This is a genomic window from Aquincola tertiaricarbonis, from assembly GCF_023573145.1.
Lineage (GTDB): Bacteria > Pseudomonadota > Gammaproteobacteria > Burkholderiales > Burkholderiaceae_C > Aquincola > Aquincola tertiaricarbonis_B.
On sequence record NZ_CP097636.1, the window covers coordinates 1,654,730 to 1,671,229 of the forward strand.

At 65.0% G+C, this 16,500-nt stretch carries 12 protein-coding genes, 1 pseudogene and 1 other annotated feature; of the genes and pseudogenes, 4 read left to right on the forward strand and 9 right to left on the reverse strand.

Features of this window, described 5'->3' with window-relative positions:
- Positions 1-69: 69 nt before the first annotated feature.
- Positions 70-1,086, reverse strand: coding sequence for a 1-aminocyclopropane-1-carboxylate deaminase (locus MW290_RS21950; RefSeq protein WP_250199799.1), 1,017 nt, complete (start codon positions 1,084-1,086; stop codon positions 70-72).
- A 138-nt stretch (positions 1,087-1,224) separates the two neighbouring features.
- Between MW290_RS21950 and MW290_RS21955 the strand changes: the two genes are divergently transcribed.
- Positions 1,225-1,725, forward strand: a complete 501-nt coding sequence (locus MW290_RS21955) for an Lrp/AsnC family transcriptional regulator (protein ID WP_250199800.1) — start codon at positions 1,225-1,227, stop codon at positions 1,723-1,725.
- 182 nt (positions 1,726-1,907) lie between these two features.
- On the opposite strand, the gene MW290_RS21960 is transcribed toward MW290_RS21955, so the two are convergent.
- Entirely contained in the window at positions 1,908-3,050 is a 1,143-nt protein-coding gene (locus tag MW290_RS21960) for a DNA alkylation repair protein (protein WP_250199801.1), read from the reverse strand.
- Positions 3,051-3,059: 9 nt separating this feature from the next.
- Positions 3,060-4,343 (reverse strand): solute carrier family 23 protein, encoded by a 1,284-nt coding sequence (locus MW290_RS21965; protein WP_250199802.1) that lies wholly within the window; start codon positions 4,341-4,343, stop codon positions 3,060-3,062.
- 223 nt (positions 4,344-4,566) lie between these two features.
- Between MW290_RS21965 and MW290_RS21970 the strand changes: the two genes are divergently transcribed.
- Positions 4,567-5,301 carry a PEP-CTERM sorting domain-containing protein gene (locus MW290_RS21970; protein ID WP_250199803.1) on the forward strand — a complete coding sequence of 245 codons (735 nt, stop codon included), beginning with the start codon at positions 4,567-4,569 and terminating at the stop codon, positions 5,299-5,301.
- Between the two features lie 32 nt (positions 5,302-5,333).
- Complete coding sequence (locus MW290_RS21975) at positions 5,334-8,402, forward strand: AAA family ATPase (protein ID WP_250199804.1); 3,069 nt, start codon at positions 5,334-5,336, stop codon at positions 8,400-8,402.
- 7 nt (positions 8,403-8,409) lie between these two features.
- On the opposite strand, the gene MW290_RS21980 is transcribed toward MW290_RS21975, so the two are convergent.
- Together MW290_RS21980 and thyA are read right to left on the reverse strand one after the other, a co-directional pair.
- Positions 8,410-8,916, reverse strand: coding sequence for a dihydrofolate reductase (locus MW290_RS21980; RefSeq protein ID WP_250199805.1), 507 nt, complete (start codon positions 8,914-8,916; stop codon positions 8,410-8,412).
- A gap of 8 nt (positions 8,917-8,924) precedes the next feature.
- A pseudogene (gene thyA / locus MW290_RS21985) lies at positions 8,925-9,203 on the reverse strand (thymidylate synthase); the annotation flags it as partial.
- Between the two features lie 426 nt (positions 9,204-9,629).
- Here thyA and MW290_RS21990 point away from each other — a divergent pair.
- A protein-coding gene (locus tag MW290_RS21990; protein ID WP_375142939.1) for an IS3 family transposase occupies positions 9,630-10,855 on the forward strand; the annotation gives its coding sequence in 2 pieces (ribosomal slippage) (positions 9,630-9,918 and positions 9,918-10,855; 1,227 coding nt in all).
- Positions 9,908-10,024: a sequence feature (AL1L pseudoknot), on the forward strand. Its footprint overlaps the gene before it by 117 nt.
- A gap of 1 nt (position 10,856) precedes the next feature.
- Here MW290_RS21990 and MW290_RS21995 read toward each other — a convergent pair.
- From MW290_RS21995 to MW290_RS22010, 4 genes are all read right to left on the reverse strand, one after another.
- Positions 10,857-11,489, reverse strand: a complete 633-nt coding sequence (locus MW290_RS21995) for a site-specific integrase (RefSeq protein WP_250199807.1) — start codon at positions 11,487-11,489, stop codon at positions 10,857-10,859.
- A 949-nt stretch (positions 11,490-12,438) separates the two neighbouring features.
- On the reverse strand, positions 12,439-13,002 hold the full coding sequence (locus MW290_RS22000) for a hypothetical protein (protein ID WP_250199808.1): 564 nt from the start codon (positions 13,000-13,002) through the stop codon (positions 12,439-12,441).
- Positions 12,999-15,152, reverse strand: a complete 2,154-nt coding sequence (locus tag MW290_RS22005; protein ID WP_250199809.1) for a site-specific integrase — start codon at positions 15,150-15,152, stop codon at positions 12,999-13,001. Before MW290_RS22005 ends, MW290_RS22000 begins: the two co-directional genes overlap by 4 nt.
- Positions 15,146-16,477 carry a hypothetical protein gene (locus tag MW290_RS22010; RefSeq protein WP_250199810.1) on the reverse strand — a complete coding sequence of 444 codons (1,332 nt, stop codon included), beginning with the start codon at positions 16,475-16,477 and terminating at the stop codon, positions 15,146-15,148. The genes MW290_RS22005 and MW290_RS22010 overlap by 7 nt, the downstream gene beginning before the upstream one ends.
- Positions 16,478-16,500: the final 23 nt, after the last annotated feature.

Below are 16,500 nucleotides of genomic sequence, written 5' to 3' on the forward strand. Positions count from 1 at the left end.
CGTGGTGAGGCGCTCATCGTGCCGACTCGCCCGTCTGGGCGCAAGCAGCTGCCGTCAGCTGCAGGGCGCTCAACCGTTGCGGAACAGGAAGCTGTAGGCGTTGAGCGCCGGCACGCCGCCCAGGTGGGCATAGAGCACGCGCGAGCCGGCCGGGAAGGCCTTTTTGCGCACCAGGTCGATCATGCCGTGCATCGACTTGCCCTCGTACACCGGGTCGGTGAGCATGCCTTCCATGCGGGCGCACAGGCGGATGGCTTCCAGCGTGCCTTCGTTGGGCAGGCCGTATTCGGGGCCGCCGTACTCGGTGTGCAGCACCACGTCGGCCGCGGTGATGGGTTGGCCCAGCTCCACCAGTTCGGCCGTGTGGCGGGCGATGCGCACGATCTGCGCATGCGTCTGCTCGGGCTTGGCCGAGGCGTCGATGCCGATCACCCGGTCGGCCCGGCCGTCGGCCGCGAAGCCCACCACCATGCCGGCCTGCGTGCTGCCGGTGACCGAGCACACCACGATGTAGTCGAAGCGGAAGCCCAGCTCGGCTTCCTGCGCCCGCACTTCCTCGGCAAAGCCGACGAAGCCCAGGCCGCCCAGCGGATGTTCCGAGCAGCCGGCCGGGATGGGGAAGGGCTTGCCGCCGGCCTGGCGCACCTCGTCCATCGCCTGCTGCCAGCTGGGGCGGATGCCGATGTCGAAGCCGGCCGCGTCCAGCTGCACGTCGGCGCCCAGGATGCGTGACAGCTGGATGTTGCCCACGCGGTCGTACACCGCGTCGCTGTAGTTCACCCAGTTCTCCTGCACCAGCACGCACTTCAGGCCCAGGTGCGCGGCCACCGCGGCCACCTGGCGCGTCTGGTTGCTCTGGATGCCGCCGATGGACACCAGCGTGTCGCAGCCCTGGGCCAGCGCCTCGGGAATCAGGTACTCCAGCTTGCGGGTCTTGTTGCCGCCGAAGGCCAGGCCGCTGTTGCAGTCCTCGCGCTTGGCATACAGCTCGACCTCGCCACCCAGATGGGCCGACAGGCGCTTGAGCGGCTGGATGGGCGTGGGGCCGAAGGTGAGCGGGTAGCGGGCATGCTTTTGCAGGTTCATGGCGGCAAGGGCATCAGTTGTGGATGGGCTGAAGCTTAGGAAACAGCCGCTGCAAGGTGCTTGCGTCTTCAGGCCATCTGGCGCATCTTTGGCACGCCAGCTGCATGGCTGGTCCACGCTGATTTCGCTGACAAGCCCATGTGCGCAACAAAAATTCGTGCCGACGAGAAACCGCCCACCACGCCGCTGGACCGCACCGACAAGGCCATCCTGCGGGCCTTGCAGCGTGATGCTTCGCTGTCCAACGTGGCCCTGGCGGCCAAGGTGCACCTGAGCGCCCCGGCCTGCCTGCGGCGGGTCGACCGGCTCAAGCGCGCCGGACTGATCACCGGCACGGTGGCCTTGCTCAACCCGGCGGCGCTGGACGCGGGCATGCTGGTGATGATCGGCGTGGTGCTGGACCGCAGCACGCCCGACAGCTTTGCGGCCTTTGAAAAGGCGGCGGCCAAGGTGAGTGGCTGCATGGAGTGCCACGTGATCACCGGCGAGTTCGACTACTTCATGCTGCTGCGCACCCGCGACAACGACAGCTTCAACCGCCTGCATGCCGAGCAGCTGCTGCGCCTGCCCGGCGTGCGACAGATCCGCAGTTTCATCGCGCTGAAGCAGGTGCTGTCGACGACGGCGTTTCCGGTCTAGCTTTGAAACCGGCTCCCCGCCGGCCGCGGTCAGTCCCGCCGGGTCGCCCCAAGGGTCTGAACTCCCCCTTGGGGGGACGCGAGCGCAGCGAGCTTGGGGGCCAAGTCAGTCCCGCCGGGCCGCCCCAAGGGACTGAGATCCCCCTCGGGGGGGGCGCGAGCGCAGCGAGCTTGGGGGCTCTGTCAATCTAGCCGCAACTCGAACCCCGCCTGCGCCACCACCTGCCCGTTGACCAGCAGGTCCACCGCATGCCAGCCGGCGTGGTAGCGGCGGGTGGTGATGGGCTTGAGCGCATGGCGCTTGATCAGCGTGCGCTGCTCGCCGGCGGCCACCGTCAGGCGCCAGCCCTTGAACACCTTGGCGGTGGCGCCGCCAGCGGCCTTGACGTGGTGCACCGCGTAGTCCACCTCCAGCACCTGGGGCTGGCGGCTGGTGGCGTGCAGTACCACCTGCAGCGTCACGCCATCGCCGCCCAGCACCGCATGCTCGGGTGAGACGGTGAGGGTGGCGCTTCCCTTGAGCGCCGCGCCCAGGCCCCAGGCGGCCAGCACGCGGGCATCGCCCTGCTTGATCAGCGTGCGGCTGGCATGGCGCAGCATCGCGCGGCGGGTGGGCGGCGCCGAGGGCAGGTGCTGGTCCAGCCAGTCGGCCACCACCGCCGGGTGATCCTTGGCGATGTCGTTCAGGTGATTGGCCACGCTGCGGCGCACGTAGTCGCTGTCGTCGTCCTGCAGCCGGGCCAGCAGCGGCAGCGTGGGCCCGGGGTCGTCCACCAGGCTTTGCAGTCGCAGGCCCCAGGGCAGGCGCGGGCGGCTGCCTTCGCTCACCAGGCGGCGCACGTGGGCGCTCTCGTCGCTGCACCAGCGCGCCAGCGTGGCCCAGGCCAGGGCCGGGTGCTGCACGATGAAGGGCCGCAGCGCCCATTCGGCGGTGAAGCGCTGGGTCATCGCATGCAGCGCCTGCAGCGCCCGTTCCGGCTCGGCCAGGCCGTGGGCGGCCACCCACTCGGTCATCGGCCAGACGATCCAGCCGGCCAGACCCGGTGCATCGCCACGGTCAGGTGCCACGATGCCGGCGTCGGGCGCCACTGGCGGGGCCAGGCTGCGTTCCAGCACGCCGCAGGCCGCGTCGAAGTCATCGGGCAGCGTGGCCTGCAGCGCGGCGGCCACGTGGCGGGCGCGGGCCTTGAGTTCCAGCGCATCGAGGCCGGTGGTGGCCAGCTGCGTGAACGTGGCGCGGTCGAAGCCCCGCCAGGCTGCATGCAACTGCTCCCCGGCCTTCTGCACCAGGCCGGCATTGATCAAGTGCTTGAACGGCTCGGCCATGGCCTGGTTCTACGAACTGCGCCGCTCGCGCAGCAGGTGATACAGCAGGATCGCACCAAAGGTCGCGGTGCCGATGCCCCCCATCTTGAAGCCGGCGATCGACAGCGTCAGGTCGCCGGCGCCGGCCGTCAGTGCGGTGCCGGCCACGATCAGGTTGCGCGGCTTGGCGAAGTCCACCTGGTTCATCACCCAGATGCGGCCACCGGTGGCGGCGATCAGGCCGAACACCACCAGCGCCAGCCCGCCCACCACCGGCACCGGCAGCGTCAGGATGAGGGCGCCGAACTTGGGCGAAAAGCCCAGCAGCAGCGCCACGCCCGCCGCCACCACGAACACCAGCGTGGAGTAGATGCGGGTGACCGCCATCACGCCCATGTTCTCGGCATAGGTGGTGACGCCGGTGCCGCCGCCCGCGCCCGAGACCACCGTGGCCAGGCCGTCGGCGATGAAGGCGCGGCCGATCAGCGGGTCGAAGTTGCGGCCGGTCATCGCGGCCAGCGCCTTCACATGGCCCAGGTTCTCGGCCACCAGGATCACCGCCACCGGCGCGATCAGCGCCATCGCCGAAGCATCGAACACCGGCGCCGAAAAGCGCGGCAGCCCAAACCAGGCCGCCTGGCCCACGCTGGCAAAGTCGATCGGCTTGCCCCAGCCCAGGCCATTGGCGCCAACGGCGTACAGCACGTAGCCCGCCAGCGCCCCCAGCAGGATGGGCAGCCGCGCGGCCACGCCGCCGGCGCGCACCGCCACCAGGCCCACGGCCAGCGCGGTGAGCAGGCCCACGCCCACCTCGAACGGCGTGGCGCCCAGGCTGCGCACCGCCACCGGTGCCAGGTTCAGGCCGATGGCGGCCACCACCGTGCCGGTGACCACCGGCGGCATCAAGCGCTCGATCCAGCCGGTGCCCAGCATCTGCACCACCAGGCCAATGAGGATGTAGACCACGCCGGCGGCGATGATGCCGCCCAGTGCCAGGCCGATGTTGGGGTTGGGGCCGCTGCCTGCGTAGCCGGTGGCCGCGATCACCACGCCGATGAAGGCGAAGCTCGAGCCCAGGTAGCTGGGCAGCCGGCCGCCGGTGAGCAGGAAGAACAGCAGCGTGCCGATGCCCGAAAAGAAGATCGAGGTGTTGGGGTCGAAGCCCATCAGGATGGGCGCCAGCGCCGTGCTGCCGAACATGGCCACCACGTGCTGGATGCCCATCACCAGCGTCTGGCCGCCGGGCAGGCGTTCATCGGGCGCCACCTCACCGGTGGTCTTGCGGGTCCATCTCGGGAAAAAACTGCTGCTCATCGTCGATCTCGCTCCTCTTGCGGGGCGCGATTGTCGGCGCAAAGCAGGCCGCCGCACCGCGCTGGTGCGCCAGGGTGTTCCGATGCCTCCGGCGGCGCCCATCCCCCCAAGAACGCAGGGCGCTGCGCCGCTGCGCTGAGACGTTGCGGAGACGACCGGCTGCCTAGAGTCCGTCTCAAAGGCCCGTCACCCCGGCGGGACCCACACCCCAAGGAGCCGCCTCATGACCTCAGCCCTGACCCGGGCCGCCACCCTGCTGGCCGCTTGTGCCGCACTGCCGGCCGCGGCCGCCACCACCCAGCTGCTGCCTTCCGGCGCGGTGTTCTGGGCGGGCGACTCGGCCTATCTGTCGGTCGCCGACGTGCCGGCGGGCTTTTTCGCAGGCGGCGCTCCGGCCTTCATCGACACCCTGGAAGACGGCTCGCTGGATGGCGGACTCACCACCACTGACGCCAGCGTCATCATCGGCTCGGCCTTTGTGGGCACCCGCGATTCGGTGGATGCCGACGACGGCCGCATCGACGGCAGCTGCGGGCCGCAAACCAGCACCAGCGGCTGCGGCTCGCTGTTCAATGGCAATGGCGGTCGGCTCACTGTCACCTTTCAGGGGGCCGGCGCGCCCACCGCCTTCGGCCTGGTGTGGACCGATGGTGCCGGCAGCATCAACGTCACCGTCAGCGCCACCGCGGCCGATGGCAGCAGCCTGGGCAGCGTGAGCTACAGCGGCATCGGCGACGGCTCCAACGCCGCTACCACGGCCGAAGACCGCTTCTTCGGCGTGCAGTTCGCGGGCGGTGTGAAGTCGCTAACCGTGGTCAACAGCGGCGGCGGCATCGAGGTCGACCACCTGCAGTACGGCGTCATGGCCGCCGTTCCCGAGCCCGGCACCTGGGCCTTGATGGCCATTGGCGCGCTCGCGCTGGGCCCGCTGGCGGGGCGTCGCAGGCGCAGCTTCTGACCGCAGCGCTGCCTGGGCGACACTGCGCCCCCATGCTGCGCCTGCTGCACCACGACCCCGCCTGGGTGGCCGAAGGCCGCCCCGACCAGGCTTTGCCGATGACGCTGCCGGCCGCCTTGCTGCTGGTGCTGGCCGCGCAGCCAGGCTGGCACTCGCGCGAAGGCCTGGCCGCGCTGATCTGGCCCGACGCCGAGCCCGCCGATGCGCTGCACCACCTGCGCATCAACCTGCACCGCAGCAAGCAGCTGCTGACCGCCTGGGGCCAGTCCACGGCCTTGCAGACCGAGCGGGCCCGCCTGCGGCTGGACCTGCCCACCGATCTCGACCAGCTGCGGCAGGCCCAGCGGGCGGGCGACGCCGAAGCCCTGGACCGCCTGCGGCCGACCGGCTGGCTGCGGGGTTGGCGCCTGCCCGGCCACGAAGGCTTCGGCCAGTGGTGCGACCAGCAGGCCGATGGGCTGCAGGCCGATTGGCTGGCCGCCAGCCGGCGCTGCCTGCCGGGCGCAGCCACACCCGGAGCCGCCACCGCCTCTACGGCCACCGCCTCCATGGCCACCGCCCGCACGGCCGCCGTTCCCACGCTGGCGCCGCCTCCGCCGTCGTCGACCGCCGGCGCGCTGCGCGCCGATGGCGCCGGCAGCCCTGTGCCCGATGAGCTGCCCGGCCGCGGCGCAGAGCTGCAGCGCCTGCGCGTCAGCCCCAGCCCGGCCTTGCTGCTGCTGGGCGAGCCCGGTGTCGGCAAGACCACGCTGCTGCGCCAGGTGTGGCCGCAGTCACCCTGCCTGCAAGGGCTGGAGAACCTGCAGGCCATGCCTTACCGGCCGCTGCTGGACGCCCTGCGGGCCCAGCTGCCGGTGCTGGAGCGGGCGCTGCGACAGCCCGCCCATCCGCTGCGCCCGTACCGGCTGGACCTGGCCCGGGCGCTACCCGAGCTGGCGCCCGACGAAGCCTTGCCGCCGCTGGACGCCCTCACGGCCCAGACCCGGCTGGCCGAGGCCTTGATCCGCGCTTTCGAGGCGCTGACGCCGCTGCTGCTGGTGGACGACCTGCAGTGGTGCGACGCCGCCACGGTGGAATGGCTGCAGATGCTGGCCCACAGCGGCCGACTGCGCTGGCGGGCTGCCGCGCGCCGGCATGAGATCGGCCCGGCGCTGGCCCGTGCGCTGGACAGCCTGCGCGCCGCCCAGCGGCTGGAAGATCTGGCGGTGGCCCCGCTGGACGGCACCGGGCTGGCCGCGGCCTGCCGCCAGCGCTGGGCCGCCGCCGCGCTGACCGAAGCCCAGCTGGCGCGGCTGCAGGCCCTCAGCGGCGGCAACCCGTTCCTGGCGGGCCAGCTGGTGGCCGCCGGCTGGCCCACCGAAGGTGGCGATACGCAGACGCAGACGCTGCCCGAGCGCGTGCGCCAGGTGCTGCAGCACCAGCTGCGGCGGCTGCCGCAAGCCGCCCGTCGGCTGGTGGAGGCGGCGGCCATTGCGGTCCAGCCGTTGCCACTGGCGGCGCTGCACCCAGCGGCGCCGGCCGCGGCTGCCGAGGGCACGGCCGTGCACCAGCTTCACCAGGCGCATTGGGCAGCAGCCGCCGAGCAGGCCTTGCAAGCCGGGCTGCTGCGCCGCGACGGCCAACGGCTGGCCTGCCGGCATGACCTCATCCGCCAGGCGGTGGCGGCCGGCCTGGCCGGGGCCGACCGTGCCGCGCTGCACCGCCAGGCCGCGTTGTGGCTGGCCGCCCAGCCCGAGGCTGACGCGCTGACCATCGCCGAGCATTGGCAGGCCGCCGAGGAACCGCAGACGGCGCTGGCCTGGCGCCACCGTGGCGCTGAGCAGCTCAAGGGACGGGGCCGCTTCGACGAAGCCCGCGCGCTGTGGCAGCAGGTGGCCGACGAATCGGTGGATGCGGCTCAGTCGGTCCGCGCCCGGCTGGAGCTGGCAGCGCTGGACCTGTTCGACGACCTGCCGCGCGGCCACCGGGCCTTGCAGGCGCTGCTGGCCCAGCTGCCCGCGGTGGCCGACGCCGCCCAGCGCCAGCAGATCGAAGGCCGGGTGCGCAGTGCGCTGGTGGACAACCGGGTGTATGCCGGCGACCTGGACGGCGCCCGCACCCATGCGCATGAATTGCGTGGCCTGCTGCCCGCGCTGCCGGTGCGCGAGCGGGTGGATGCGCTGGAAGTGCTGATCGAGCTGGCCATGCGCGAGCCCGACATCCCCGGTGCCTGGGCCTTGCTGGCCCGCCTGCGCGAAGACGCGCCGCAGCGCCCGTCGCTGCTGAGCTGGGAAGGGCAGATCCATTGGTTCGGCGGCCAGGCCCAGGCCGCGCACGACGCGCTGGCGCGCCTGCTGGCCCGCCACCCCGAGTACTGCCGCGGCCTGACCATAGAGAACGACCTGGCCGTGATGCTGCTGGCCCTGGGCCGGCTGGACGAGGCCGAGGCCATGGCCCGGCGCAGCCTGGACAGCTGGCGCGGTGTGCCGCACACCGAGGCGCTGTCGCTGCTGGTGCTGGGCGGCATCCTCACCAGCGCCGGCCGCCATGCACCGGCCTGCCAGGCGCTGCAGCAGGCGCTGGCGCTGGCCCGCACCCAGGGCAGCGCGGCCTTCGAGGCCGAAGCCCATGTGCGGCTGGCGCGCAGCCTGCTGCGGCAAGGGCAGGGCGCCGCCGCTGCCGCCGCGTTGGACGCCGCAGCGCCGCTGGTGGCGCGCAATCCGGAGCCGCTGCGCGTGTCGCAACTGGTGCTGCAGCGGGTGCTGTGGGCAGCGGCGGGTGGCCCGGCGTTGACGGCCGAGGAGCAGTCGATGCTGGACAGCGCGGCCGCCCGCAGCAGCCACCCGCTGGTGCAGACGCGGGTGTGCCGGGTGCAGGCCGAGCTGGCGTTGTTGGGGGGCGATGCCCCGGCCGCGATGGCGGCGGCGCAGCGCCAGGCGGCGCTGGCCGGCGAAGCCGGGCTGCCCGAACCGCTGGTGGAGGCCTGGCTGCTGCAGGTGCGCGCCGCGGCGCTGCTGGGTCAGCCCCAGGCCGGCGGCCTCTTGCTTGGCCAAGCCGAAGACCTGGCCCGCGCGCATGGCCTGGCCGATCTGGCCGCCGACGCCGCCGCATGGCGGCCCTGACGAGGGACTAGGCGCCCGCGCGTCGGTAGGTGACGAAGGCGTAGCGCAGGCCTTCGGGCGCCGCGGACTGGTGCTCTTCCCGCGCCACCGGCACGAAGGCGCCGTCGAAGCGCGGAAAGCGGGTGTCGCCCTCGAAGTCGTGGTCCAGCTCGGTGAGCACCAGTTCGTCGGCCACCAGCAGCGCCTGGGCATAGAGCTGGGCGCCGCCGATCACGAACAGCTGGTCGGCCGGCTGGGCGGCGGTGATGGCCTCGGCCAGCGAGCCGCAGCGCACCGCGCCTTCGGCCTGCCAGTCGGCCTGGCGGGTGACCACCAGGTTGCGCCGCCCCGGCAGCGGCCGGAAGCGCGGCGGCAGCGAGTCCCAGGTGCGCCGGCCCATGATCACCGGGCAGCCCATCGTCGTCTTGCGGAAGTGCGCGAAGTCTTCGGGCAGGTGCCAGGGCATCGTGCCGTCGCGGCCGATGATGCCGTTGCGCGCCACGGCGGCGATGAGGGCGATGCGGGGCCTGGCCATGGTCGCGCTCACACCGCCACCGGCGCCTTGATGGGCGCATGGTGCTGGTAGTCCAGCACCTCGAAGTCTTCGTATTCGTAGTCGAAGATCGAGGCCGGCCGGCGCTTGATGTTCAGCACCGGGTAGGGGTGCGGCGTGCGGCCCAGCTGGGTCTGCACCTGCTCGAAGTGGTTGTTGTAGATGTGGCAGTCGCCGCCGGTCCAGATGAAGTCGCCCACCTGCAGGTCGCATTGCTGCGCCAGCATGTGGGTGAGCAGCGCATAGCTGGCGATGTTGAAGGGTTTTCCGGTATCCATTTTTCTCTCCCAACTGCTCTGAAAAAGGACTATAGCGGGGGGCCGTGAGGCCCCCCGCCTCCTACCTGGATCGCTTCGAGCAGTGGGTCTCCAAGGGCGCAGGCTTCTTTCGTGGATGCCTTACCGAGCATCTCGTTGCCCGACTGCTTTCAGGTTCGTGTCTTCTGCGGGGGGCCGCAGGCCCCCCGCCCCACGCCGTCTTGCAGCTACCCGTACAGCTCCAGCAAGAGAGGCAAGTGTGAGCCGGCCTACGTGACTGCGGCCCGTTTGCCTTGCTGCTGCACTCTTGTGGCCTCTCTGCTGAGCTTCTCGTCCAAGACTTTGACCATCTCACGCACGCGCTGTGCTTGGGCGTCGCCACCGTCCTTGAACCGCCCCGGGATTCGAGGAGGCTCAACACTCTGAGAGGATTGAGCCATGAGCAAGTCGAACAAGTTCTCGCCCGAGGTGCGTGAGCGTGCGGTGAGGATGGTGCAGGAGCACCGAGGGGAGTACCCGTCGCTGTGGGCGGCCATCGAGTCCATCGCGCCCAAGATTGGCTGCGTGCCGCAGACGCTGAACGAATGGGTCAAGCGCGCCGAGGTCGATGCCGGCGTGCGCGAAGGCGTGACGACCAGCGAGGCTGAGCGAGTGAAGGAGCTCGAACGCGAGGTGCGTGAACTGCGCAAGGCCAACGAGATCCTGAAGCTGGCCAGCGCGTTTTTCGCCCAGGCGGAGCTCGACCGCCGCCTCAAGTCCTGAAGGCCTTCGTCGACCGGCATCGCCAGGAGTTCGGGGTCGAGTCGATCTGCCGCGTCTTGCAGATCGCCCCGTCGGCCTATTGGCGCCATGCATCCCGTCAGCGCAACCCGGCGCTGCGCTCGCGTCGCGCACAGCGGGATGCGTGCCTGGTGCTTGAGGTCCAGCGCGTGTGGCGGGCCAACATGCAGGTCTACGGCGCTGACAAGGTCTGGCGTCAGCTCAATCGCGAAGGCGTGGCGGTGGCCCGTTGCACCGTCGAGCGGTTGATGCGTCAGCAAGGCCTGCAGGGCGTGCGCCGAGGCAAGGCCGTGCGCACCACCGTTCCGGACCTCAAGGCACCGTGCCCGCTGGACCGGGTCAACCGGCAGTTCCGTGCCGAGCGGCCCAACCAGCTGTGGGTCTCGGACTTCACCTACGTGTCGACCTGGCAGGGCTGGGTCTATGTGGCGTTCGTGGTGGACGTGTTCAGCCGGCGCATCGTGGGCTGGCGCCAGAGCAGCTCGATGCACACCGAGTTCGTGCTCGACGCGCTGGAGCAGGCGCTGTACGACCGCAAGCCGACCGAAGGTGATGGCCTCGTGCACCACTCGGACCGCGGGTCGCAGTACCTGTCCATCCGCTACAGCGAGCGCTTGGCCGAGGCCGGCATTGAGCCCTCAGTGGGGTCCAAGGGCGACAGCTACGACAACGCCCTGGCCGAGACCATCAACGGGCTCTACAAGGCCGAGGTCATCCACCGGAGGGGGCCCTGGAAGACCAAGCAAGCGGTGGAACTGGCGACGCTGGAATGGGTGGCTTGGTTCAACCACCATCGACTGATGGAGCCCATGGGCTACATCCCGCCGGCCGAGTTCGAGGCCAACTACCATCGACAACGCGCTGGTCAGGCCGCGACCGTCTGACTTAAACCAACGGGCCTCCGCGATACCCGGGGCGGTTCACCTGAAGCGACTCATGTTTGCGTGACATGCGAAGACGACGATCCAACGCATCGTGCAAATAGTGCTTTAGCGAGCTGGTGCTTCTGTGACCCATTAAGTGGGCTGCCTGCTGAATAATTGTATCTACCCATGCAGAGCCCGCTTCCAATCCCAGTCCGCTGGCAAGATATTCATCCAAGATGCGGTCAATTGTGTCGATAGCGAACTTTGCCCGAATTCTATGAATGCCCACCCGTTTCACGCCTATTTTCTTGAATAGCCTTGAGACAATTTTTGAGACTGAATCCGATTTGAGCCCGAGACCTGTCTTCTCCGACAGAAATAGATCGTCTGGGGGCGAATAGTCAGGGTGAGTAATCTTTCTCGCGGTTATTAGTGCGGAACGAAACTTCAAGTAGAACCGAGCCTCAAGCAAAACATCCGACGAAAAATATAGTTTTAGCTTTCTTCCGCCTTTGCGAATCAACTCAATTTCCCAACGTGAGTCGTCTTTGTCTAGTGCTTCAAGTAACGCATATTCAGACGGAATGTCTCCAATCTTGAGTTGTACTAGCTCACACACTCGCGCTCCGGAATCTTCCACCAGGTCGATCATGGTTCCGATTCGGCGTTCGTGCCTCATATCGCGCAAGAACCTATGCGCAGCTTGGATGTCTACATCGTCCGGAGTGGCGCGATTACCGATTGAGCTTGCTACCGTCCGGAAGAGGAGCGGGGAAATCCAACGTGAGCGCCCCCCGCTCGAAAGGGCGAGAATGGCCGTGATTGGGAATTGAATGCCCCTGAGATGTTCTGTCAGTTCGTATCTGTCGTAGCAGCCTACGCGATACCGCATTCGCGCGGTCTGTTCGCAGTAGAGCAAGAATTCGAATATTATTTCTAGCGAGCTATTTGCATTGGCTTTGCTAGTTCTTGCTGCGAGTCGATTTCGCCACGCAATCAGAATCGAATCGTCCAGTTCTGGAATCTTGTGCCGATTTCTTATGTCACGTAAGAAGCTTCGCAGCATCTTCGCATATTGGCGTGCCGTGCCGGGCGTCATATCGCGCTCAATCCGAACGCTTCGCAGCCAATCTGATGCCCACTCATGAATACCGTCGGCAAAGATGATCGTCGGGATGTCGGCGTATGAGGTGTCGTATATAACCAATTCGCTCGAGGTGTAAACAATTCGCGAAGCGTTCGAAGTCGGGTGTAGAGGCCGTACGTTGCTATCGTCTGCCCGCAACCTATTGATTGCACGGTGAAGCGACCGCACGTCGCCGGGTACATGTCGGACCGCTAAGAGCGCATCCGCCCGCTCCATCAGGGCTCGGATCGCCTTGTTCTCGGAAAGTGTGCAAGCCCGACAGCCGACAACGGCGGCCAAGCTTTGCCTTGAAACCCGGCGGTCCATGAAGAGGCTGCTCGGTCCGCGATGGGCCAGTTCCGATGTGATCGCTGCTTCGGCTCTCTTGGCGTAAATCACCGACCTGAATGAGTTGGAGGCGCCCTTTGGGATGGGCGCCCAGATGTCTAGCTTGTCTGGTGCTTCCATGCCTAGCTCACGGGCGATGAAGGCGGATGACGTTCTGCTTGGACAGCTCTCTGCGGAGCTCGGCTAGCTCCCTATCCCTGGTGTCCAACAGGCTTGTTAGGCGCTCGATCTGTTCGGCCTGGTCCTTCTGAATCTGCGTTTGATAGTGGGCATCGAGCACAGCTCTCTCAGCAGTTTCCTTCGCTTCGTGATACTGATTCACCGCCCGAACCAGCATGCTCTCCAGCTCTCGCATGCCGCCCCTGAGGGAAGTTGCCTGCTGTTGTGCGTTCTTCTTCGGTTGGGGAAGTTCTCGCCTTGCGTACAGAGCCTTGGCGAGGCCGTCCGCCTCTATGACACGCCAAGCCCATGTCGGATGTTGTCTTGAAAGGCTGTTTGCGTCGGTCATCTTTTTGATGCCTAGCTTCGGTTCTGACCACTTGCCAAGCCCGCGAATGCTGTTGGGAATCTGATCGGCGTACTCAGGAGGGACCTGAGTCGCGTTCCAGAGCCTGAGGTGCTGCAGGCGCACCCAAAGCTGGTGCTCCTGCTTGGACTTCGGTGGAACTGTGTCAAATTTTGGTTCGATCACCGAACGTCCCCTTCAACGCGCATGAGCGATATGACTTTGGCCCGTGCCATGCCCGCCACTAGCGTCCCTTTGAGCAAATCGTTGTCTGACAGCTCTTGATAGCCAAGCTCCTCCATGTGCCTTTGCTCCTCAAGATGGCCGTTGTCGGCGATGAAGGGGCACTCAGCGCAGATGCTGGGCGCGCTGTTCGCGAAGTCAGGTCCCAAGCCCTGCGTGGTGCGATTGGCGCGACATCTGGCGGCCTTCGACCCTTGCTTGCTTGACGGGCAAGTGCAGTCTCCCCATCTCCGTGGGCGAAATACCCAGCGTCGCGTTCGCATCTGGCGGGTTAGGAAATCCAGTGACTCGTCGTCGCTGGGCGGGCTGACCCTCAGCTTCTTCTGGAAGTGCAGGTGCATTTGTCTCTTTAGCTCGCGCCCAGCACCGACCTTGTCGCTCTTCCCTGCCAAGATGTCTTGCCCGACAGTGCGGTGATACTGACCTTCGACTTCTCGAAACGCTTTCGCCTGATCCGGCGTAACGGTCAAATATTTCCGTGTCATCTCCAAATCCAAATGACGAAGAAAATAGGCGAGGTCGTCGATTGAGCCTCTATAGCGGTAGAAATACAGAACGGCGAAGAATCTCCGAAACTGGTGTGAATTCCACGCCCAATCCTCCAATTCGCCATTCAGACCCACAACCTTGGGAGTTCCCACGAAGTTGGCGAATTGATTGATATTCGCCTTGCTCCAGTTGCGAATAATCGTCGAGCCCCCAGAAATAAAGGGCGTTGTCCACCTGGTGATGAACTTATCGCCATTCTCTCGGCGTGAGATGGTGCTGAGCCGGCAGAGTACCGCAAATGCCCTGCCAACAATGTCGGCAGTTGGCAACCACTCTTTCCCTTGTAATGTTTTCTGAATGTACGCTCGCAGCCATGGTTTTCCGGACTTGTCTCTCCGAAAATCGCCTGTCTCTAGCCCAGTGAGCTCTTCAAGTCTTCGCGCGGAGAACGTGGCGATAACGATCATGCACGCAATGAATAGCATGCTCAATGCAGTATGCATGCTCAATCCATTGACACCGTATACCGAATTCACACAAAGCGGCCACGGACCATGCTCGGGGCCAGTTTGTGGGGAACGCTTCACAAGTTCTCGATGCCGGTCTTGCCGCTGTCCGGTCGGAAGTTTGGCCAGCTCAGGTGCTGCAGAAGTTGCTTGATCGAATAGCTCTAGTAGTGCGTCGCTATAATTTAATACCCATGTCATGGCATGGCTCATGAGATGGAGAGCCAGTTGCGGAGGGGGCAGCGGAGTTGGTATTGAACGGGCGCCGTGCTTGCGTGCAAATGTAGTTGTGGAAAAGTCGAAGGGTCTTTCGTATATTCCTATCGCGTCGATCACGTTGCGCATATTGAACAGCGCTTCGAAGGTCCCAAGCATTCGCGTGAGTGTCATGACATTAGGAACCGCGAGTTCAGGCGGTGCAGGTGGCAAGCTCTCAGGTTGCTGCGTCAACTCTGCCCTATTGCGAATCATGGTCATAAAGTGGGCGGCCCGCGGGTATCTCGCCGCACTAATGGGAAGGCCTATCGACCTCAGGAACTCGGTCGCCTTCAATCGCCAGTAGTGGCCATTTGACTCCAGCGGCAAAAGTGCCCGCAGTTGCTGTGGATTGCAGTGCTGATGTTGCTTTAGCCAACTCTCAATTCGTTCGCTAGCACGCAGGACACCATCTCCCGCAAACTTCATTCGGCGCACAAAGACTTTTAGAAATTTCTTGGAAACATTCTTAAATGAAGTCAGTCCATCGACTGCCAATCCATGGATGATCAACATCATGTACTGAGCTACCGCTGCATGCGTTTCTGCATCGTTGATGCGCGTGTATCGCTGATTTCTGATCCAGTATGCATACTCGCGAGCGGCACGAAGGAATTTGGGAAAATCGGCTAGTGTTTTTCCTCCCGGCATCACGTATTCAAAATCAATTACGCGAGTGTTCTTTGGATTGTCTGTATCAGAAACCGTCCAGCGCAGTGACTCATACTGGCAGTCAATCATCCAGGGCGCGGTGCGGTTGGCGTTGGTCGCTTTCTCAATCTTAGAAATTGATGGCAGGGCAAAGCTGCGAACGTCTCGCCTGATCCTATTTCCTTTCACCATAGCCGAGGTCCTTTAAATCCGGGTTGAGACTTCAATTGATACAAAAACTCAGTGCCCGCGTCCCAAGCCGCCAATAGAGCACCGCGCGAACTTTTCTCTTGAACAACGTTGATTAGGCAGAGGAAGGGAAGCCATATTTCATTCCAGCGCTCGGCCCTATCCCGTTCCCACTCGGGTTCCGCTTCGATCAGCGCCTCTTTCCACGCGAGCAACAAGGCCACGTTGCTTGGGTGTAATCTGATGTCCATCTGTGGACACATGTCCACTGCGCATCGAGGCTCCGTGCAAGGTTCGCCCTGGTTTCCGGGCCTTCCATAAATGTTCTTGCATAGAGTGCCAAAACCGGTTTGCTGAAGAGTCCCGCGACGTGCATTAAGTTCGGTCTCTTCATATCCATGTAAGTCGTTTCTCTCTGCCGAAATGACTAATAGAAGTGTCTCGAAGTGGTTTATGTACTCCCTCATCTTTATGTCTTTCTGCACGAGGATGGGGAATATATGGTTGTAAATTTTGTTTATCGGCTTCGATTGATTTGCTAGCGCGGCTGACAGGCTGCCATCAACTGAACTGAGCGTCTGGAGTACGATTACAGATCGCCGAATCATTGAGGGGACGATATTCAGTCCGGAAAGTTTCGGTATGGAGCCAATTAGCTCGCGAAACGCAATGAGCAGATATTGCTCATTTATGGCTCTCAAGTCGATTCCGACTTGCATGACCGGAAGGTGGTCTTGAAGCCCGTTGCAGTCGGCGTGTCGATGAGCTTCGAATGAATCGACAAGCCACTTGAGATTCCGAACAACATCAGACCTTTCGTGAAAGTCGCTGCGCATAGGCTTGCCTCCGGCGCGAAGTTTTTTACCGGTAACCTGCACAAATCCGGCCTTCTCAGATGGATTCATGCATTTGGTCGAAAGGGAGAGAGCCACGGCGGAATTTCCGGCGGAAGCTATCATGTACTCAGTAATTACAGCGCATACGGCTTCTCCGCTAGGTAAAAGGTATTTCGCAATCTCCCGACGCCTTTCAACAGTTCGCGCCACGATTGCTATGCGAGAGGTGGGCAAGCCAGGGATTGAAAGCGAATTTCCACTGGTCACAGAAGGTATGATTCCTCCGTATCGCAGCATTGAGATGCTGAGAAGGTTGGCCAACGTCGAACGCGCTTGGTGCGGTTTGGGTTGCCGAGGAAACCACTGATTCAGTAGTGCTTGGCGTGCCCTGACATCCTCTGAGTTCAGCACCTCTTCAAGTTCTGCTTGAGTGAAGTGGGCTTCCGCGATGAGCGCTCTGCCCATTTCCAGAGTTGGCCCTGCGAAATCCATTTCCAGCGTGCCGACACGGCCAT